The following is a 19,689-nucleotide window of genomic DNA, read 5'->3' as shown; positions in this document are numbered from 1 at the left end:
CCGGGCCCTCCCGGATGCCGCCAGCCGCCGCCGGCGTGAGCGCGGCGGCGTTCCTACATTCAGAACAGGTTTACGATCTTGCGCGCTAGAGCGGGACAAGGCGTTGCGGCTGAAGACACGGAATGGTCATATGGCACATGAGCATTCTGAAGCGGCTTTCAACGCCCTTTTCCATCTATCCTGCCAACGCGCAGCTGATCGTAAACAGGTTCTCAGCGCTTCAGCATCGGCAGGTCCAGCCCTTGCTCGCGCGCGCAGTGCTCGGCGATCTCGTAGCCGGCGTCGGCGTGACGCATCACCCCGGTGCCCGGATCGTTGCGCAGCACGCGGCCCACGCGCTTGGCCGCGGCGTCGCTGCCGTCGCAGACGATGACCACGCCGGAATGCTGGGAGAAGCCCATGCCCACGCCGCCGCCGTGATGCAGCGACACCCAGGTGGCGCCGCCGGCGGTGTTGAGCAAGGCGTTCAGCAGCGGCCAGTCCGACACGGCGTCGGAGCCGTCCTTCATGCTTTCGGTCTCGCGGTTGGGCGAGGCCACCGAGCCGGAGTCCAGATGGTCGCGGCCGATCACGATCGGCGCTTTCAATTCGCCGTTCTTGACCATCTCGTTGAAGGCCAGGCCCAGACGGGCGCGGTCTTGCAGGCCCACCCAGCAGATGCGCGCCGGCAAGCCCTGGAAGCTGATGCGCTCCTTGGCCATGTCCAGCCAGTTATGCAGATGCGGATCGTCCGGGATCAGCTCCTTGACCTTCTGGTCGGTCTTGTAGATGTCTTCCGGATCGCCGGACAGCGCTACCCAACGGAAGGGGCCGATGCCCTCGCAGAACAGCGGACGCACATAGGCGGGCACGAAGCCGGGGAAGTCGAAGGCATTGGCCACGCCCTCTTCCAGCGCCATCTGGCGGATGTTGTTGCCGTAGTCCAGCGTGGCGGCGCCGCGTTCTTGCAAAGTCAGCATCGCGCGCACCTGCGCCGCCATCGATTTCTTGGCGGCGGCGGTGATTTCGGCGCCGGAGGTCTTCTGCTTGGCGCGCCATTGCTCCACGGTCCAGCCCTGCGGCAGATAGCCGTGCACCGGGTCGTGGGCCGAGGTCTGGTCGGTGACCACGTCCGGGGTGATGCCGCGCGCCACCAGCTCCGCGAACACGTCGGCGGCGTTGCCCAGCAAGCCCACCGACACCGCCTTGCCGCTGTGCTTGGCCTCGTCGATGATGGCCAGCGCCTCGTCCAGGGTCTTGGCCTTGCGGTCCACATAGCGGGTTTTCAGGCGGAAATCGATGCGGGTCTCGTCGCATTCGACGGCGATCATGCTGAAGCCGGCCATGGTGGCGGCCAGCGGCTGGGCGCCGCCCATGCCGCCCAGACCCCCGGTCAGGATCCAGCGGCCTTGCGGCTTGCCGTCGAAATGCTGATTGGCGACGGCGAAGAAGGTTTCGTAAGTCCCCTGCACAATGCCTTGCGAGCCGATGTAGATCCAGGAGCCGGCCGTCATCTGGCCGTACATCATCAGGCCCTTCTTATCCAGCTCGTTGAAGTGCTCCCAGTTGGCCCAGTGCGGCACCAGATTGGAGTTGGCGATCAAGACGCGCGGCGCGTCGGCGTGGGTCTTGAACACGCCCACCGGCTTGCCGGACTGCACCAGCAGGGTTTCGTCGTCCTCCAGACGCTTGAGCACGTCCAGGATGGTGTCGTAGCACTTCCAATCGCGGGCGGCGCGGCCGATGCCGCCGTACACCACCAGGCTTTGCGGGTGCTCGGCCACTTCCGCGTCCAGATTGTTCTGGATCATGCGGTAGGCGGCCTCGGTCAGCCAGCTCTTGCAAGTCAATTCGCTGCCGCGCGGCGCGCAGATGTGGCGGGTCGGATCAAAACGCGGGTCGGACATCGGTATTCTCCTTTGTAGGCCCGCCGCCGGTTGTGGCCCGGCGGGCGGGGAATGACGCTATCGCTATCAACGGGTTCAGGGCTGTTTCAGATGCCGGCCTATGCTCCACGCCAGCCGGGCGGCGGTTTTGGCGCCGTGGCTGTCGATGTCGAAGGCCGGGTTCAGTTCCACCAGGTCGGCGGCCGCCAATTTGCCGCTTTCGGCCAGACGCCGGACCAGGGCCTCGACCACGGGCAGCGCCACCCCCATGGCGGCGGGGGCGGAAACCGCCGGCATCACGCTGGCGGGCAATACATCCAGATCTATGGTCAAGTAGACGATGTCCACCTGATCGACGAAGGCCATCATCGCGCTGCGCACCGTGGACAAGGTGTCCAGCGTCATATCGCTGTCCAGCGTCCACTTGACGCCGAGCGCGCGGGCGCGGGCGAACAAGGCCTGGGTGTTGGACGGCTCGGCCACGCCCAGGCACAGATAATGGAAGGGCCGGCCGGCCTGCGCGCAGTCGGCGGCGATCTGGGCGAACGGGGTGCCGGAGGTGGCTTCGGCCGCTTCGCGGATGTCGAAATGGGCGTCGAAATTGACGATGCCTATCACCTTGTCCGGATGCGCGGCCGCCAGTCCGCGCCAGGTGCCGTAGGCGGTTTCGTGGCCGCCGCCCAGCACCAGCGGAAAGTGGCCGTCGGCGCGCAGCCGGCGCACCTGTTCGCCCAAGCGCGCCTGCGCGGCGTCCAGGTCGCCGTCGGCGCAGGCCACGTCGCCGGCGTCGCACAAGGGCAAGGCCTGATGCCAGGCCAGATTGGCCAGCGCCTTGCGGATCGCCGTCGGGCCGGCGGCGGCGCCGACGCGGCCCTGATTGCGGCGCACGCCCTCGTCGCAGGAGAAACCGACGATGCCGACGCCCGGCTCCAGCCCGGCGGCGTAGGGACGCGCCAGCTGATGCCAGCGCCGCGCCAGATCGCCCTCGCCGGCGTCGACCCGGCCGCTCCAAACACTCATGTCCACGCTCATGCTTCAACAGCCTTTCATATGCTGCGCCACGCCGCGGAACACGCGCTGACGCAAAGGATTGTCGCCCAGGCCGTAAACGATCTCGGCCGGCGAATCGATGTCCCACACCAGCAGGTCGGCGACACGGCCGGCGGCCAGCCGGCCGTGGCTGGCGCCGCGGCCCAGGGCTTGCGCCGCGTGGCGGGTGACGCCGGCCAGCGCTTCTTCCGGCGTCAGGCCGAACAGCACGCAGGCCTGGTTCATCGCCAGCCGGATGGAGGCGAACGGGCTGGTGCCGGGGTTGAGATCGGTGGACACCGCCATCGGCACGCCGGCGGCGCGCAGCAGCTCCACCGGCGGCTTTTGGGTTTCACGCAGGAAGTAGAACGCGCCCGGCAGCAGCACCGCCACGGTGCCGGCGGCCTTCAGCGCGGCCACGCCGGCGGCGTCCAGGTATTCAACGTGATCGGCGGACCAGCCGCCGAACTCGGCCACCAGTTCGGCGCCGTGCAGATTGGACAGCTGCTCGACATGGCCTTTGACCTTGAGGCCGTGCGCGCGCGCCGCTTCGAACACGCGGCGGGTCTGCGCCGGCGAGAAGCCCACGCTTTCGCAGAAAGCGTCCACCGCCTCGGCCAGGCCGGCGCGCGCGGCGGCCGGCAGGATGGCGTCCACGATGTGGTCGATGTAGGCGTCGGGCCGGCCGGCGTACTCAGGCGGCAGCGCGTGGGCGGCCAGCAAGGTGGCGGACACTTCCACCGGCAGCTCGTCCCGCAGGCGCCGCGCCGCGCGCAGCTGCTTGAGTTCGTCCTCCAGGCTCAGGCCGTAGCCGGACTTGATCTCCACCGTGGTCACGCCCTCGGCCATCAAGGCGCGCAAGCGCGGCTTGGCGGCGGCGGCCAGGCCGGCTTCGTCCAGCGCCCGGGTGGCGCGCACGGTGGAGACGATGCCGCCGCCCTCGGCGGCGATCTGCTGATAAGGCACGCCGTTGAGGCGCTTTTCCCATTCGGCGGCGCGGTTGCCGCCGTAAACCAGGTGAGTGTGGCAATCGATGAAGCCGGGCGTGATCCAGGCGCCCTTGGCGTCGATCACCGCGCCGTCGAAGCCGGCGGGGTCCACGTCCGCGGCCGCCGGCAGCGCGACGATGCGGCCGGCTTCCAGCAATAGCGCGTGGCCGTCCAGCGCGCCGTAAGGCGCCGGGCGGCTAGGGTCCATGGTCGCCAGCCTGGCGTTGATCCACAGGCTGCGGCGATCCGTTTCGGCTTGACTCATGGTGGGCTCGCTGCGGGTTATTTGTATATACAATTAATCCTATCCAAACAGCCTGTCAAGTTTGAAGCGGTGATTTTTGTAAACAGGCCGAATTGGCAGATTTTACTTATAGTCCAATCACTTGATGTTGCATGGCAACAAAAAAGCCGCCCGGCGGCGGCTTGAGGCGACTGGAAAATTCAGCCTCTATTTGTATATACAATATTGCGCTCGAACAAGCGCGGCAAGCTGCGGCGCAGCATCCCCGCCGCCGCTCAGCGCTTGACCCGGGTTTGCGAACGCAATTTGTAGCGCGAGCCCGGATGCGTCAGCCGCGCGAAGCTGACCAGCTTCTTGTGCGACCAAGTGCGGCGCAAAACCAATAGGCAGGGCTCCTGCGCCCTCATGTCCAGCATCGCCTGCTCGGCCGCGCTGGGCAGCACCGCCTCCACGCTGTGCTCGATGTCGGTCAGCGGGCAGTTCTTCATCAGATAGTCGTTGGGCGTGCGGCTGCTGAAGTCCTGCTCCAGATAATCCGGCGCGAAAGCGGGATTGACGTAGCGGTCTTCCAGCTGGATGGCCACATCGTCCTCGCGGTGGACGATGAGCGAGCGGAACACCGTGCTGCCCTCCTTCACCCCCAGGCGCAGCGCCACGTCTTCGGTGGCCTGCACGGCCTTGAGTTCGTAGACGTCGGCGCTGTGGCGATGGCCGCGCGCCTCGATTTCTTCGGAGATGTTGTTGATGTCCAGCAGCGGGGACTCCGCCTTGCGCTCCGCCACATACGTGCCGTCGCCGGCGAAACGCAGCAGGATGCCGGCCTCGGCCAGATCCCGCACCGCCTTGTTGACGGTCATGCGCGATACCTGGAACTGACGCGCCAACTCCAGCTCGGGCGGAATCTTGCCGCCTGGCAGAAACTGGCGGGAACGAATGCCTTCAAGGATGTATTCCTTGATGCGCAGATAACGCGGTTGTGCTGTGGATGACACCTTGGGAACCCAGACATTAACGGTTGGCAAAAGGATTGTAGCCCAAGGCGGCGCGCAAGCCCCTGATCCAGCGCAGACAAAACCGGCCGCGGGCATTGCCGCCGCCGCTTGTCTGCGCCAAGATGGAAGCCCGTCGCCCGTTTGCGAGGCCTGACATGACGCTTGAGCAATGGTTGCAAGAGTATGATCTCAGTCACCGCCATCCCGTCAATATCCGCATTCATAAAATCTGCGTGCCCGCCATCGTGTTCGCGCTCTTGGGCCTGCTATCCAGCGTGCCCTCGCCGCTGAACCTCGCCTGGCTGGCGGCGGCGGCCGGCCTGGCCTTCTATTGGCGGCTGGGCCGCGCGCCCGTGCTGGCGATGGCGGCGATGTGCCTGCCCATGCTCTTGCTTCTGGAGGCGGCGTCCCGCGCCGGCCTGCCGCTGGCGCTGCTCTCTCTGGGGCTGTTCGTCGTCGCCTGGATCGGCCAGTTCGTCGGCCACGCGATCGAGGGCAAAAAGCCCTCCTTTCTGCGCGACCTGCAATTCCTGCTGATCGGCCCGCTGTGGACGCTGCGCCGCTGGCTGTAGCGCGCTATCATCGGTTTTTTGCCCGGAAGCTCCGTATGTCCGTCGCCCTGCCTCCCGCCGCCGCGCTGTCCAGCCGCGCGCCCGGCGTCGATATCCTCGTCATCTCCACGGCGGATTTTCACGCGGAAATCTCCTTGCTGGGCGGCCAGTTGCTCAGCTTCCGCGCCGCCGGCCAGCAACCCTTGCTGTATTTGTCGCCGCAGGCGCGCTACCAGCCGGGCAAGGCCATACGCGGCGGCGTGCCGCTGTGCTGGCCCTGGTTCGGCCCGCACCCCGACGACGCGAGCCTGCCGGCCCACGGCGTGGCGCGCACGCAAGCCTGGCGCCTGGACGAGGTCCGCGAGGACGCCGGCGCGTTCCACGTGAAACTCTCCGGCCCGGAATGCGACGGCCTGACGGCGGAAATGGAATACCGGCTGGGCGCGGCGGTGGAAGCGGCGCTGACCACCCGCAACCGCGGCGACCGCCCGCAACGCCTCGGCGCCGCGCTGCACAGTTATCTGGCGGTGGGCGACGCGCGCCAAGCCGCCTTGTCCGGCCTGGACGGCGAGCGCTGTCACGACAAGGTGGCCGGCCGCGAAAGCCGCTGGCCGGACGGCGAATTCCGCTTCCGGGGCGAGGTGGACAGCATTGTTTACAGCGAGCGCCCCGCCTTGCTGCGCGACCCGGTCTGGCGGCGTTGCATTCGCGTCACAGCGGAAGGCGCCGGCAGCGTGGTGGTGTGGAATCCGGCGGCGGAGAAAACCGCCTTGCTGGGCGACTTGCCGGACGCCGCCTGGCTTGATTTCGTCTGCGTGGAAACCGCCAACGCCGGCGACGATGTCCGACTGCTCGCCCCCGGCGCCAGCCACCGCCTGGCCTGCCGCTTGACGCTGGAACCCTTCCACGGCGAGGCCGGGGTATAATGAGGGCCGATGCCGCCGCGGTGCACAGCCCGGCGGACCGCGTTTTTCAGTTCCGGAACCCCTAGCGATGGCCAGACCCGACAAGATTTCCCGTTTCCTGCCGATTTCCTTTGCCAACGGCAACAGCGTGCGCCGCTTCGGCAAACACTGCCCCAGCTGCCGCGCGATGGTGGGCTCGGAGCATATGGAAGGCATCGCCAGCAAACAGCAGGACAAGATCTTCCTCGCGGCCCAGGCGCGCTGCCCGTCCTGCGGCGCCGGTTTCCCGGTGCGTTGCGTGATCACGGACGACAAGCGCGTGCACCGCGTGCTGCTGCCGCATTGGGCCTTCCGCATGTGGCTGCACATGGCCACCCGCAACGATCCGCAGCCGCCCGGCGACGAAAACTGGACGCTGGAGGCAAGCCCGTCGGAAACGCCGCAGCAAGGCTTCGTGCTGCCCGACAACGCCTTCGTCACCCGATCGGAAGAAGTGCTGGGCCGTTTTCAGGGCGAGCCCATCAACGCCTGGATCGAATATCAGGGCCAGCGCTTCGTGTTCGAACGCGCCGCGCCGCCCAGCGGCGACGCCCGGCTGGATTCAAGCGAGCTGCTGTTTGAAGGCCGGCTGATCTACCGCCAGGCCTGAGGTCTATAGCGCGGCTTCTGCTGCTGAGCGAGGACAAAGAAAACGGCAGCCCTTGGGCTGCCGTTGTCATGCGCGGCCTCAGAATGTGTTTACGCTCTCGCGAGCTAAGGCGAGCGTCTGAGAAAGCGGAATGTGCACGTGGTACATGAGTATGTTGAGCTTGTACTCACCGTGTAACGCTCCGCGACGCGCAGCAGATTATGAACAGCTTCTCAGTGCGCCGCGGCCGGGTAGCGCTCTCTGACCCAAGTCTCGAAACGGCGGCACATTTCCGCCTCCCCGGCCTCGTTGTCGGCGATCAGCTCGGCGCCGTGCACCAGCCGTATCGTCGCGTCCAGCCGCTCCGGGTAATCCCGCGCGTAGTTCCGCTCCGCGGCGGCGGCGATCTGCCGCTCCGCCTCTTGCCAGGCCTCGGCCGCGCTGCGCTTGCAGGCCTCCGCCAGATAAAGAGCGTTGAAATGCTCGCCGGTCAGGCTCAGCAAGGTGGCGTCGTGGCTGAGGCTGTTGCCCGGCGCCCAGTAATGCTCGGCCAGCAGCGGGCCGATCGCCGGGTTGTCGGTCAGATAGCCGTATTCGCGCAGGAAGTGAGCGCGGGTCTGATACACCGCCATATGCGCCAGCAGATAGCCGTGATAGGACGCCGCCGACTCCTGGTTCAGCAAATGCGGAATCGCCAGCAGCGGCCGCGGGCCGCATTCGACGCCCAGAATCTCGCGCTCGCAACGGCGCGCCAGCGCCAACACCGTCTCCGGCTTCAGTTCCGCCTCCGGCAAGCGATACAACTCGCGCTCGAAGTAGGCGACCACGGCGATGGAGCGCTCAGAGAAGGCGAAGAAGGGCTGGACCGCTTCGATGCGCGCGCGGATCAAGGCGTCCGGCATCGCCTCCCCCGCGGCGTTGCGCGCGTAGCGCTTCAGCCAGTCGGCGTCGTTCAGCAGGCTGTCGCAGAACATGCTCTGGGTTTCGGCGTAAGCCATCGAAGTGGGCGCGAACTCCTGGGAGAAGCACGGCGCGTTCTGGATCACATTGGCGAAGTGCGCGGCGTGGCCGCCTTCGTGGAACAGGGTGTTGATCGCGCGCGCGCCGCTGCCCACCTGATCCGGCGTGGCGTCGGCGGTGAAATTGATCCGGCCCGGCACCCAGCGGTCGCCGTCGTAGAAGCTGGGCACCGGCCCGTGGCAGAAACCGTTCTGATACTTGCCCTTGCGCTCCACCAGGTCCAGCTGCATCGTGGCTTGCCGGTATTGCACGCCCAGCCGGCGGAAACTCAGCACCCAGCGCTCCACCGCCTTGGAGAACGGCAGATAGGGGTCCATCTGCCGGGTGACGTCGCCGCTCATGTGAAAACGCAGATTGTGCGGCAGCAGCGCGTCCTCGCCCTTGTCGTCGGCCAGACGCCGCAGCGCTTGCTGATTGGCCTCGCGGGTGCGCGCCTCGAAATCGTCGAGCACGGCGAACAGCGCCTCCGGCGTCATCTGCTCGTTCTTGCGCACCTTGTGCTCGAAATAATCGGCGCTGCCCAGGCTGCGCGCCAGCGCGTTGCGCTGTTTGACGATGTCGAGGAAGCCGTTGTCCAACACCCAGCGCTCGAGATCGAGCAAGGCGTCGTGCGAGCTCTTGCGCGCGGCGGCGTCCGGGTTGGTGGTCATATTGATGCTCAACATGGTCAGCGTCGCCTCTTCGCGCTCGCCGCGCTCGTTGACGTGGCTGAGCGCGAGATCGCGGCGCTTGGCGAACAACGCGGCTTCCATCTCGATCAGCCGGCGCATCTGCTCCTGCGCCGCCTCGCTGTCGACGATATTGCTCTCGAACAAGGCCAACCATCCCCGATAACCGTGCAGCAGGGCGTCGCGCTCCGCGCCGGCCGGCTGCGCCTGCAAGCCCTCCAGCGCCGCGCGCACCGCCGTCAGCCGCTCCGGGCTGGAGATGAAGGCCTTGTAGGCGGCTTCCGCGCGGGCGAAACCGTCGTGGTCGTCGGACACCGCCATATAGGTGTCCCAGAACAGGTCTTCCTTGGTCTTGTGCACCGCCAGGTAATCGCGGTTGAGCTGGTCGAAGCCCGCGCGCAGTTCGGCAATCGCTGTCATCTTGCTCACTCTCCTTTGCGCTGTCCGTCGGCCGCTTGTGGCGGGCCGGAACAGTCTGTTTATGAAGTTTGCATTAAGTGTGCGCGAGCGTCCTCCGCCGGTCAAGCGCGGGCCGCGCCCAAGCTAGCCGCGCGCTTCCGCCGCCCATTGCAGGACTTCCCGCCGCGGGCCGGCGAAGGGCGGCGGCACCGCGGACAAGAGCAGGCTCAGCCTCGGCTCAGCGCCCAGCGGCTGCACCACGAAACCCAAACGCCGCGCCAATTGCAGCATGGCGATGTTGCCGGGCGCGCAATCGGCCCAGATCCGGTGCCAGCCCAATTGGCGGTAGCCGAAGTCCAGCATCATCCGCGCCGCCTCCAGCGCGTAGCCCTGGCCCCAGGCCGATTCCGCCAGTTCGATGCCGAAGCCGGCTTCGCCGCCGCGTCCCAGGCCGCGCAGGCCGACCGAGCCGAGCAGCGCCTTGTCTTCGACGCGCACGATGGCCAGCTGCCAGCCGCGGCGGGGAGCGTCGCGCTGCTGCTCCAGAAAGCGCAGCAACAACTGCCCGCTGCGCGCAGGCGTGAGTTCTTCCGGCGGGTAATGACGGGCGAACTCGCGGCCGCTGCGCGCCATCGCGTAGGCGGCGTGGTCGTCCGGGCGGAAATCGCGCAGCATCAGACGCCGGCTGTAGAGCAAGGGGCTCAGCATAAGCCGCCCTTCTCCAGCCGCAGCCGGTGAATGCGCTGTTCCAGCTCCTGGCGACGGTGTCGCTCTTGTTGATCCTGGTGTTGAGTCTGGCTTCTCAGCCATGCTTTATCGGTCAACGCCGCGTGGTCGTCGCCGAGAATGTCGCGCAGCAAGTGCCGCGACAGGGGAATAAAGAACAATGCCATGATGGCGTAACCTGTAAAGAACGATAAAGATCATGGACGGCTGGCCCGCGGGGAGCGGGAAGGCGTCCGGCATGCGTCGTCCGGCTTGTGGGGCCGAGCGACGCTGCGCAGTCTGCTACCGGGATGGCATGGCGTCAAGCATAATCTGAGCGAAACATACCTATGGCATGTAGAGAGGAAAGCCGTAGCCGCTAAATCCGTTTACGCTCTCGCGAGCGGGAACGAGACAGGCGAACGCCGCCGAGAAAAGCGTAGGAGCGGTACGAAGGGGCGCGCCGCGCCCGGCGGGCATGGCGCAGGCGCTCAGCGCCACCAGCCGAGATAACGGGCCAGGCTGGTGGAAATGGCCGCGTCGGTCAGGCCCAATTGCAGGCCCACCATCGCCGCGTAGAGCTGCATGCCGTGTTCGTCCGGCATATAGGGCAGCGCCCAATCGCTCAACATCGGATACAGCAAGCACGCCAGCAACAGGCCTGCCGCCAGCGCCGCGCCCACCCAGGCGCGGGAACGCGCGCGCAGGGCCAAGCGGATCAGAAGGTCCGAACCGAAGAAAACCACGCTAACCAGATAGAGCGCCATGACGCGCCTCCTTGCAAAATATTGACCATGTCACTCCGCCGCCGGCGGCACGAGGGCGGCTCGGAGCGAATGCTTGTTTTTGGGGCAATCAGGGGCGGCAACGCATTGCAATGATGCATGGGCGGCGCGGTGCAACCGCGCTCGGTGCTTTTGAACGGCTGGCGCGGGCCGGATTCGGCTCGGCAATGGGCCGACGCCGGAAACACTCGGCGACGGCCCATTGAGTGGTTTATAGCAGACTCTCCTAATGAAAACAGCCCGCGTTTCTTGCGAAACGCGGGCTGCTCCAAGCGCGGAAAAACTCAGGTCGCGGCGGCGCGTCGCCCCTGCCACATCTGCAGCAGACCGGCGGCGGAGTACAGCAGCAGCGCCGCCCAGATCAGGCCGAAACCCAGCGCGCGGCCGCTGTCGAACGCCTCTCCGAACAAGAGCACGCCCAGCGCCAGCTGGATGCTGGGGCCGATGTACTGGATCACTCCCACCGTCGCCAGCTTGAGCCGGCGCGCGCCGGCGGCGAACAGCAGCAAGGGCACCGCGGTCACCACGCCGGCGCCTATCAGCAAACCGGTCTGCGCGGCGGAGCCATGGCCGAAAGCGCCCTGCCCCTGCCATTCGAACCAGACCAGGGCCAGCGCCGCCAGCGGCGTCATCAGGAAGGTTTCCAAAGCCAGGCCCTCCAGCGAGGCCAAGGGCGCCTTCTTGCGCAGCAGGCCGTACAAGCCGAAGGTGGCCGCCAGCGACAGCGCGATCCACGGCAAAGCGCCGGCGCTGTAAGTGATCCAGGCCACGCCGGCCGCCGCCAGCAGCAAGGCGGCGTTCTGCAGCCCGCTCAAACGCTCGGACAGAAAGATCCGGCCCAACAACACATTGAACAGCGGATTGATGAAATAGCCCAGGCTGCCCTCCACCACGTGGCCGGCGTTCACCGCCCAGATATAGATCAGCCAATTCAGCGACAGCAGCAAGGAAGACAGGCCGAAGATGCCCAGCTTTCGCGGCTCGCGCACCGCGGCCGGCAGCCAGCCCCAATGATTGCGCGCGGTCAGCACCGCCGCGACGAACACCGCAGACCAGACAATGCGGTGGCACAGAATTTGCAAAGCCGGGACATCGTGCAGCGGCTTCCAGTACAGAGGAAACAGACCCCAACAGATGAAGGCGGCAACGGTGAAAACGACGCCGCGGCCGCTTTCGGGGGTAGAAGAAACTGAACTCATGGGATTTCACACAGCAAGGGAGGGGGTCAGGATGACAGCTTAACCAAATTGCCTCAGCGGAAAAACCGCTATTCAATCAACAGATTGTTCAATATTTAAAACAATGACTTTCCGGATGGCAAACATGCTGCGCTGGCACAATCGCCGCAGTCGCCGTCCAATTCAGTCAATCTCTTTGACGTTGACGTAAACGTAACTTATAGTCCGATCAAATAGAGAAAAGACTCTAGAAACCAGCCCCGGACCAGGGACCGCGCCGACATGCAGAACATGCCGGCGATCAAAAAAACACCGGCTGGAAGATGGAGCTCAACCGCTGACAGCAAAGGAGAAGCCGTCGGCGCCGCACAGACCGCACACATGCGGCGGGCGCAGACACACCGGGCCGCCGCCCTTGCATAGAACCTGTTCAATGTCTGCCGCGCTCAACGCGAAACTTGAAACAGGCTCTCATAAGGGCGGTGACACCGGGCCAGCGGGTCTAAAACTTAAGGAGAAGGCCGGCCGAACGCGCCCACAAGGCGCAGGCCGGCCCCATCGCCACAAGCGATGGGACGTCCGCCGCGCGGCGGACGCGCCCGAGAATGACAGGAGGAGAAACCATGTCGATCCGCCACGCAGACCTGGAAGAAAAATACACGGCCCCCACCGGCCAGGTGCTGATGACCGGGATTCAGGCGCTGGTGCGCCTGCCCATGCTGCAACAACAACTGGACCGCGCCGCTGGGCTCAATACCGCCGGCTACGTCACCGGCTACCGCGGCTCTCCGCTGGGCAACGTCGACCAGACCATGCAGAAGGCCGGCAAATACCTGAAGGAACACAATGTGGTGTTCCACCCCGGCCTCAACGAGGACCTGGCCGCCACCGCGGTCTGGGGCACCCAGCAGGTGAATATGTTCGACGGCCCCAAATACGACGGCGTCTACGCGCTGTGGTACGGCAAGGGCCCGGGCGTGGACCGCTCCGGCGACGTGCTCAAGCACGGCAACGCCGCCGGCACCAGCCGCCACGGCGGCGTGCTGCTGGTAGCCGGCGACGACCACGCGGCCAAGTCGTCCACCTTCCCGCATCAATCCGACCACATCCTCGCCGCCAGCATGATTCCGGTGCTCAGCCCGTCCGGGGTGCAGGAAATCCTGGACTACGGCCTGCACGGCTGGGCGATGAGCCGCTATTCCGGCTGTTGGGTATCGATCAAGGCGATCTCCGACACCATTGAAAGCTCCGCCATCGTCGACATCTCCCCGGAACGGCTGCAGTTCAAGATTCCGGAAGACTTCCCCTTGCCCGAGGACGGCCTCAACATCCGCTGGCCGGACGCGCCGCTGGCGCAGGAAAAACGCGTGCTGCACCACCGCCTGTACGCGGCGCTGGCCTATGCCCGCGCAAACAAGCTGAACCACATCACGCTGGATTCCCCCAAGCCGCGGCTGGGCATCATCACCTGTGGCAAAAGCTATCTGGACGTGATGCAGGCGCTGGACGATCTGGGCATAGACGAGGCGCTGGCCGCCGACATCGGCCTGCGCATCTTCAAGGTGGGCATGGTCTGGCCGCTGGAGCCGGAAGGCGTGCGCCAGTTTGCAGAAGGCCTGGAAGAGATCCTGGTGGTGGAGGAAAAACGCCAGATCATCGAATACCAGTTGAAAGAGCAGCTGTACAACTGGCGCGACGACGTGCGCCCGCGCGTGGTGGGCAAGTTCGCCGAAAAAGGCGAATGGGCGCTGCCGCACGGCGACTGGCTGCTGCCGGCCGCCGGCGAGCTGACCCCGGCGATGATCGCCCGCGCCATCGCCGGCCGGCTGGCGCTGATCTTCGACAGCCCCATCATCCACGACAGGCTGAAGTTCTACGACGACAAGGAAGCCCAGCTGGTCAAACCGCGCGAGTCCATCGCCCGCGTGCCCCACTACTGCTCCGGCTGTCCGCACAACACCAGCACCAAGGTGCCGGAAGGCAGCCGCGCCGTCGCCGGCATCGGCTGCCACTATATGGCGCACTGGATTCAGGCAGACAGCACCAAGACCTTCACCCAGATGGGCGGCGAAGGCATCACCTGGGTGGGCCAGGCGCCGTTCACCCACACCAAGCACATTTTCACCAATCTGGGCGACGGCACCTACTTCCACTCCGGCTTGCTGGCCATCCGCGCCGCCGTGGCCGCCAAGGTCAACATTACCTACAAGATCCTGTACAACGACGCGGTGGCGATGACCGGCGGCCAGCACGTGGACGGCTATCTGGACGTGCCCATGATCACCCGCCAGCTGGCGGCGGAAGGCATCAAGCGCATCGTGATCACCAGCGACGATCCGGACAAATACCAGAACGTCCAGGGCCTGGCGGCCGGCGTGGAAGTCTTCCACCGCCGCGAACTGGACCGGCTGCAAAAAGAGCTGCGCGAAGTCGAAGGTACCACCATCCTGATCCACGATCAGACCTGCGCCGCCGAGAAGCGCCGCCGCCGCAAACGCGGCGACTACCCCGACCCGGCCAAGCGCGCCTTCATCAACCTGCAGGTCTGCGAAGGCTGCGGCGATTGCGGCCAGAAATCCGGCTGTCTGTCGGTGTTGCCGGTGGAAACCCCGCTGGGCCGCAAACGCAAGATCGACCAGTCCAGCTGCAATAAGGACTACTCCTGCGTAGAGGGCTTCTGCCCCAGCTTCGTCACCGTGGAAGGCGGCCAGCTGAAAAAGTCCGCCGGCAGCAGCGCCAGCCTGGGCGCGATGCCGGCGCTGCCGGAGCCGACGATTCCGCAGCTCCACGAACCGTTCAGCATCATGGTCACCGGCGTCGGCGGCACCGGCGTGGTCACCATAGGCCAGGTGCTGGGCATGGCCGCCTATCTGGACCGCAAGGGCGTCACCGTGCTGGACATGGCCGGCCTGGCGCAGAAAGGCGGTTCGGTGTGGTCGCATGTGCGCATCGCCGACAGCCAGGACAAGCTGCACGCGGTGCGCATCGCCGCCGGCGACGCCAACCTGGTGCTGGGCTGCGATCTGGTGGTCACCGCCGCCGAGGAGGCGCTGGCCAAGATGCGCGACGGCTTCAGCCACGCCATCGTCAACAACTACGAATCGCCGACCAGCGCCTTCCTGAAAAACCCGGACGTGCGCTTCCCCAGCAAGGCGATGAAGGACGCCGTCGTCGAATCGGTGGGCGCCGGCCGCTACAGCGAGGTCAACGCCACCCGGCTGGCCACTTCGCTGCTGGGCGACGCCATCGCCAGCAATATGTTCATGCTGGGCTACGCCTGGCAAAAGGGTTTGGTGCCGGTGACGCTGGAAGCCATCATGGAAGCGGTGCGCCTGAACGGCGCCGCGGTCAAGTTCAATCAGGACGCCTTCAGTTGGGGCCGCCACGCCGCCCATGATCCGGCGCGCATCGAAGCGCTGGTCAGCCCGTCGGCGGTGGTGGCCTTCGTTCCACGTGAAACCCCGGACGCGGTGCTGCACCACCGCGCCAGCGCGCTGACCGCCTACCAGAACGCGGCGCTGGCCGAACGCTACAAGGCGCTGGTCGGCCGCGTGCGCCAGGCCGAGGAAGCGCTGAACCCGGCCAGCAGCGCGCTGACGCTGGCGGTGGCCAAGAACTACTACCATGTGCTGGCCTACAAGGACGAGTTCGAAGTGGCCCGGCTCTACACCGACGGCGGCTTCCAGCGCGAGCTGGCGCAGCAGTTCGACGGCGATTACCAGCTGCGCTTCCACATCGGCGCCGGCTGGATCACCGGCGGCCAGCCGCGCAAAGTGGCTTTCGGCCCCTGGCTGCTGACCGGCATGAAGTGGCTGGCCAAGCTGCGCTTCCTGCGCGGCACCCTGCTGGACCCGTTCGCTTGGCAGGCCGACCGCAAGCTGGAGCGCCGGCTGATCGGCGAGTTCGAACAACAGGTGGACGCCTTGCTGGGCGGTCTGACGCTGGACGCGCTGCCGCGCGCGGTGGAGCTGGTGAAAACCTGGGAAGGCGTGCGCGGCTTCGGCCACATCAAGGAGCGCAACTACCAGCAGGCTAAGAGCAAGCAAACGCAGCTGCTGAGCGAGCTGAAGCCGGGGGGCAAAAACCGCCAGGTGGCCTAAGTTGAACAGATTGAAGTTGCTGTAAACGTAGTACCCGAGTGTTCCTACAGCTTGCGGGCGTCGACCAAGGTCGACGCCCTTTTTTTACCCATTCTTTCTGCCGGTCGCGCCCTGCTCGCATTGAAAATGCCAAAAGCATTTCCTAGCCTCAAGACTGGCGCACTCTCGCGCCGTCCCATCCCAAGCTTGTCCGCATAGGAGACCCCATATGTCCCTGAACTGTCGCCACTGGCTGCTCGCCTCCGCCTGCGCGCTGCTATTGGGCTGCGCGTCCACGCCCGGCAGCGACCGCTGCGCCGGCTTGACCCAGCCAGCCCTGCCCGGCATGGCCGCGGTGGACAATCCCGATCTGCTGAACAGCGCATTGGGCCAGCCCGGCAAAGGCGGCCTGTGCGCCGGCCAGGTGCGGCGCCAGGAACCGGCGGATCAAACCGTGACGGTCTACCGCGTGTACGACAGCGCCAAGGCCAATTCGCGGCTGGGCCGCTGGTGGTCGTTCAGCCAGCCGCAAGGGCCGGTGGCCGCCTACCGCGCCGCCAACGCCATCTGCCCAAGCTGGAGCCAGCTCAACCGCATGGTGCGCTGCCAATTGAAAGTGGGCGCCCAGGTGGCGGTGGGTCCGGGCCAGAGCGCCGATTGCGCGCCGGACGCCAACTATCCGCCCTCGCCGGTCAACCAGGTCTACATCCCCAACGCCAGCCCGGACAGCCTGCTGGTGGAGCGCTGCGAGGACCTGGGAGATTTCCCGCCGGCCTCTTGAGCAAGACCCCACTCAATTGACGCCAACCTTCTAAGCCATCAGCATGGTCGTTTATTCCAACAAGAGAAACGACCATGCGCCTTAAGCCCCTTCTCGCCGCCAGCCTGTGCGCCGCGCTGTTCCACGCCGGCCCGGCGTTCGCCGCCGAAGACAGCGTCGCCGCCGCCAAAGCCCTGCTGCGGGCGATGCGTTACGACGAGATCATCGCGCAAACGATGCAGCAGATGGAAGCCTCCATGCAGCAGCAAATGGAGCAGCAGCTGTGGCAAAACCTGCCAAACTGCGCGGAAACGCCGGACTGCAAAAGCAAGGTCGGCGCTTTTCTGCAGCAGGTGATGAAAACCCAGCAAGCCTATTTCCACTCCCCCGAAACCCGCAAATTGATGAACGAAGTGCAGGTCCAGGCGCTGAGCAAGAATTTCAGCGTCGCCGAGATCCGCGAGATGAGCGCTTTCTATCAGACCCCCACCGGCAGCAAGATGCTGCGGCTGATGCCCAAGATCACGGCGGAAATCGGTCCGGTGCTGATGAAGGACATCGGCCAGCGCTTGATGCCCGAGCTCAAGCAGCAGATGGACGAGTTCGCGCGGCGGAACGACGTCCGCTAAACCGGCCAACACGCAGCAAAACGGGGCCAGCGGCCCCGTTATTGTTGTCCAGCGCCCGCGGCGCTCAGCTCTGACGCACCACCATCGCCTGCTCCGGCGCCGGGAAGCCGCCGGCGGCCAGGGTCTCGCGAATCACGCGGTTGCTGTCGAAATACACCTGCCAGTAATCCTGCGGCTTGCAATAAGGCCGCACCGCCAACACCGGTCCCAAGGGCGTGAACTCCAGCAGGCCGATGTCCGGCGCCGGGCTGGCCAGCACATTGGGCACCTTGGCCACCGTCTCCCGCAGCAAGCTCATCGCCGCGGCGTGATCGGCGCTGGCGGCCAACTGGGCTTTCAAATCCACCCGCCGCTGTTCGTTGACGCTGAAGTTCTGGATGGTGTCGGAGAAGATCTTGTTATTGCCGATCAGGGTCAGCACCCCGTCCGGCGTGTCCACCGCGGTGGCGAACAAGCCGATGTGCTTGACCGTGCCGATCACGCCGGCCACGCCCACCAGATCGCCCACTTTGAACGGCCGCAACACCACCAGGAAGATGCCGGCGGCGAAATTGGCCAGCAGTCCGCTCCAGGCCATGCCCACCGCCACGCCGGCGGCGGCGATCACCGCGGCGAAGGTGGTGGTCTGCACCCCGAAGAAACCGAGGATGCCGATCACCAGCACAATGGTCAGCGTCACGTCCAGGAAGGACTTCACGTACTGGCGGATGGTGTGGTCCAGCGACTTGCTGGCCAGCTTGGCGTCCAGCAGCCGGGTGGCGAAATTGATCAGCCAGCGGCCCACCAGCCACAGCAAGATGGCCGACAAGATATTGAGGCCGATCTTCACCGCCAGATCGGTCCAGTGAGTCCAGTTAATGGCATCCATTTGTAAATTCCCCTTTTGAACGGTTTTGCAACATGTTTAAAGATAGGAGTTTGCCACAGAAATACCAAATGAATTTTAAATGCGAAACCGCCTCGTCGTTTTTTAGCGCCGGTTCAAAGTCCCGCGAGCCGACGCGCGGCGGGCCCTGCTCCGCCTCTCAAGCGTCGGACAAGGCGCGGCAGGTCTCCCCGATGCCGCCCAGAATGCGCAGGTCGAAAGCGTGGTCCATGCGCGTGGGCGTGTAATTGATCAAGGCGGTGGCCACGCCGGCCTGCGCCGCCTCCAGCGGGATCAGATTGACCGGCGACACCTCCAACGACGAGCCCATCACCAGCAGCAGGTCCGCCTGCAAGGCGGCGTCGAAGGCCAGCTCGATCAAGGGCACCGCCTCCCCGTACAGCACCACGTCGGGCTTGAGCACGTCGTGACACAGCCGGCAGACCGGCAGCGGGTGATGCAGCACGTAATCCAGCGCGTGAGTGGTGTCGCAGCTGGGGCAGCTGGCGGTCAGCAAGCTGCCGTGCAATTCCAGCACCTGGCCGCTGCCGGCGCGCGCGTGCAGGCCGTCTATGTTCTGGGTCAGCACCGTCACCCGCTTGCCCTGCTGCTCCAATTCCGCCAGAAACTGGTGGCCGGCGTTGGGCCGGTAATCGCCAATCAACTTGATGCGGAAGATCTCGCGAAACGCCTGCCAGAACGCCTCCGGATCGCGACGAAAATAATCGATGGACACCACTTCGGCCAGGCTCATGCTGCGCGACCACAGGCCGTTGGCGGAGCGGAAGTCCGGGATGCCGGATTCGGTGCTCATGCCGGCGCCGGTCAGCGCCACAATGGTTTCCGCCTGCTCCAGCATCTGGCGCAGGCGGTGGATTTGCTCGGACATCTATGCATTCCAGCTATTGATTGAATCCACTATAGAAGCTGGCCGCGTCATGCACTCGCGTACCGTGGCCTCAGCTTAGCCGTTTTCATGCCATACGCTCAGCCGGCCGTTGGCACAGGGTATTTGACGGCGTTCTTGGCCATTTTGTCGCGTACCGCCGCGTCCAGGTCCACTCCCGTCACCATCGCCAGCCGCGTCAGGTAGAGCAGCACATCGGCGATTTCCTCCTGCAGATGGGTGAAGCGCGCCGGATCGTCGCGCAGCGCGGCGGCTTCCTCGTCGCTCAGCCATTGGAAGATTTCCGCCAGTTCGCCCACCTCGCCCACCAGCGCCAGCATCAGGCCGCGCGGCGTGTGGTAGCGGTTCCAGTCGCGTTCATCGGCAAAACGCTGCAATGCGGCGGTGAGTTTTTCAGTAGCAATCAGGGCTTCGGTCATCGTTCAATCCGGGTTTCACGTGGAACATCAGGCGCTTGCCGCCTCAGAGCCTGTTCAAAAGCTCGCGAGCGA

General features: G+C 65.6%; 18 protein-coding genes. 6 read left to right on the top strand and 12 right to left on the bottom strand.

Annotated features, from left to right (window positions below; all coding sequences use genetic code 11):
• Nucleotides 1-212: 212 nt before the first annotated feature.
• The 4 genes from hutU to hutC form a co-directional block, all read right to left on the bottom strand.
• Nucleotides 213-1,886, bottom strand: a complete 1,674-nt coding sequence (gene hutU, locus ACODRW_RS04245; RefSeq protein ID WP_488905235.1) for a urocanate hydratase — start codon at nt 1,884-1,886, stop codon at nt 213-215.
• 75 nt (nt 1,887-1,961) lie between these two features.
• On the bottom strand, nt 1,962-2,885 hold the full coding sequence (gene hutG, locus ACODRW_RS04240; protein WP_227105852.1) for a formimidoylglutamase: 924 nt from the start codon (nt 2,883-2,885) through the stop codon (nt 1,962-1,964).
• 15 nt (nt 2,886-2,900) lie between these two features.
• Nucleotides 2,901-4,148: an imidazolonepropionase gene (hutI, locus tag ACODRW_RS04235; protein ID WP_488905234.1), complete on the bottom strand. Its 1,248-nt coding sequence runs from the start codon at nt 4,146-4,148 to the stop codon at nt 2,901-2,903.
• Between the two features lie 254 nt (nt 4,149-4,402).
• Complete coding sequence (gene hutC / locus ACODRW_RS04230; protein WP_199225959.1) at nt 4,403-5,119, bottom strand: histidine utilization transcriptional repressor HutC; 717 nt, start codon at nt 5,117-5,119, stop codon at nt 4,403-4,405.
• Between the two features lie 155 nt (nt 5,120-5,274).
• Between hutC and ACODRW_RS04225 the strand changes: the two genes are divergently transcribed.
• The 3 genes from ACODRW_RS04225 (at nt 5,275) to ACODRW_RS04215 (ending at nt 7,224) form a co-directional block, all read left to right on the top strand.
• The gene (locus ACODRW_RS04225; RefSeq protein ID WP_253314741.1) at nt 5,275-5,691 is read left to right on the top strand and encodes an Mpo1 family 2-hydroxy fatty acid dioxygenase; all 417 of its coding nucleotides are present in this window, start codon (nt 5,275-5,277) and stop codon (nt 5,689-5,691) included.
• Nucleotides 5,692-5,726: 35 nt separating this feature from the next.
• Nucleotides 5,727-6,596, top strand: coding sequence for a D-hexose-6-phosphate mutarotase (locus ACODRW_RS04220; RefSeq protein ID WP_107801303.1), 870 nt, complete (start codon nt 5,727-5,729; stop codon nt 6,594-6,596).
• A 67-nt stretch (nt 6,597-6,663) separates the two neighbouring features.
• Nucleotides 6,664-7,224 (top strand): hypothetical protein, encoded by a 561-nt coding sequence (locus ACODRW_RS04215; RefSeq protein ID WP_227105857.1) that lies wholly within the window; start codon nt 6,664-6,666, stop codon nt 7,222-7,224.
• A 212-nt stretch (nt 7,225-7,436) separates the two neighbouring features.
• On the opposite strand, the gene ACODRW_RS04210 is transcribed toward ACODRW_RS04215, so the two are convergent.
• From ACODRW_RS04210 to rarD, 5 genes are all read right to left on the bottom strand, one after another.
• Nucleotides 7,437-9,311, bottom strand: coding sequence for a M3 family metallopeptidase (locus ACODRW_RS04210; RefSeq protein ID WP_488876742.1), 1,875 nt, complete (start codon nt 9,309-9,311; stop codon nt 7,437-7,439).
• Between the two features lie 123 nt (nt 9,312-9,434).
• Complete coding sequence (locus ACODRW_RS04205; RefSeq protein WP_158274391.1) at nt 9,435-9,998, bottom strand: GNAT family N-acetyltransferase; 564 nt, start codon at nt 9,996-9,998, stop codon at nt 9,435-9,437.
• Nucleotides 9,992-10,183, bottom strand: coding sequence for a hypothetical protein (locus tag ACODRW_RS04200; protein ID WP_158274392.1), 192 nt, complete (start codon nt 10,181-10,183; stop codon nt 9,992-9,994). Before ACODRW_RS04200 ends, ACODRW_RS04205 begins: the two co-directional genes overlap by 7 nt.
• Nucleotides 10,184-10,486: 303 nt before the next feature.
• On the bottom strand, nt 10,487-10,762 hold the full coding sequence (locus tag ACODRW_RS04195; RefSeq protein ID WP_081547485.1) for a hypothetical protein: 276 nt from the start codon (nt 10,760-10,762) through the stop codon (nt 10,487-10,489).
• Between the two features lie 302 nt (nt 10,763-11,064).
• Nucleotides 11,065-11,979, bottom strand: a complete 915-nt coding sequence (gene rarD, locus ACODRW_RS04190) for an EamA family transporter RarD (RefSeq protein WP_107801307.1) — start codon at nt 11,977-11,979, stop codon at nt 11,065-11,067.
• Between the two features lie 602 nt (nt 11,980-12,581).
• On the opposite strand from rarD, the gene ACODRW_RS04185 reads away from it, so the two are divergent.
• From ACODRW_RS04185 to ACODRW_RS04175, 3 genes are all read left to right on the top strand, one after another.
• Nucleotides 12,582-16,058 carry an indolepyruvate ferredoxin oxidoreductase family protein gene (locus tag ACODRW_RS04185; RefSeq protein ID WP_488905233.1) on the top strand — a complete coding sequence of 1,159 codons (3,477 nt, stop codon included), beginning with the start codon at nt 12,582-12,584 and terminating at the stop codon, nt 16,056-16,058.
• 208 nt (nt 16,059-16,266) lie between these two features.
• Nucleotides 16,267-16,818 (top strand): hypothetical protein, encoded by a 552-nt coding sequence (locus ACODRW_RS04180; RefSeq protein WP_107801309.1) that lies wholly within the window; start codon nt 16,267-16,269, stop codon nt 16,816-16,818.
• A gap of 74 nt (nt 16,819-16,892) precedes the next feature.
• Nucleotides 16,893-17,426: a DUF2059 domain-containing protein gene (locus ACODRW_RS04175; protein WP_235085611.1), complete on the top strand. Its 534-nt coding sequence runs from the start codon at nt 16,893-16,895 to the stop codon at nt 17,424-17,426.
• A gap of 64 nt (nt 17,427-17,490) precedes the next feature.
• Here the strand turns inward: ACODRW_RS04175 and ACODRW_RS04170 are convergent, their stop codons facing one another.
• The 3 genes from ACODRW_RS04170 to ACODRW_RS04160 form a co-directional block, all read right to left on the bottom strand.
• A complete protein-coding gene (locus tag ACODRW_RS04170; protein ID WP_107801311.1) occupies nt 17,491-18,294 on the bottom strand; it encodes a mechanosensitive ion channel family protein in 804 nt (267 codons plus the stop codon).
• Nucleotides 18,295-18,451: 157 nt separating this feature from the next.
• The gene (locus tag ACODRW_RS04165; protein ID WP_107801312.1) at nt 18,452-19,180 is read right to left on the bottom strand and encodes an NAD-dependent protein deacylase; all 729 of its coding nucleotides are present in this window, start codon (nt 19,178-19,180) and stop codon (nt 18,452-18,454) included.
• A gap of 98 nt (nt 19,181-19,278) precedes the next feature.
• Entirely contained in the window at nt 19,279-19,617 is a 339-nt protein-coding gene (locus ACODRW_RS04160; RefSeq protein WP_107801313.1) for a nucleotide pyrophosphohydrolase, read from the bottom strand.
• Between the last annotated feature and the right edge of the window lie 72 nt (nt 19,618-19,689).

The sequence above is a fragment of the Chromobacterium sp. FG89 genome, assembly GCF_057808735.1.
Note: the sequence above shows the minus strand (reverse complement) of the source record. Positions and strands in the feature narration are given on the sequence as shown.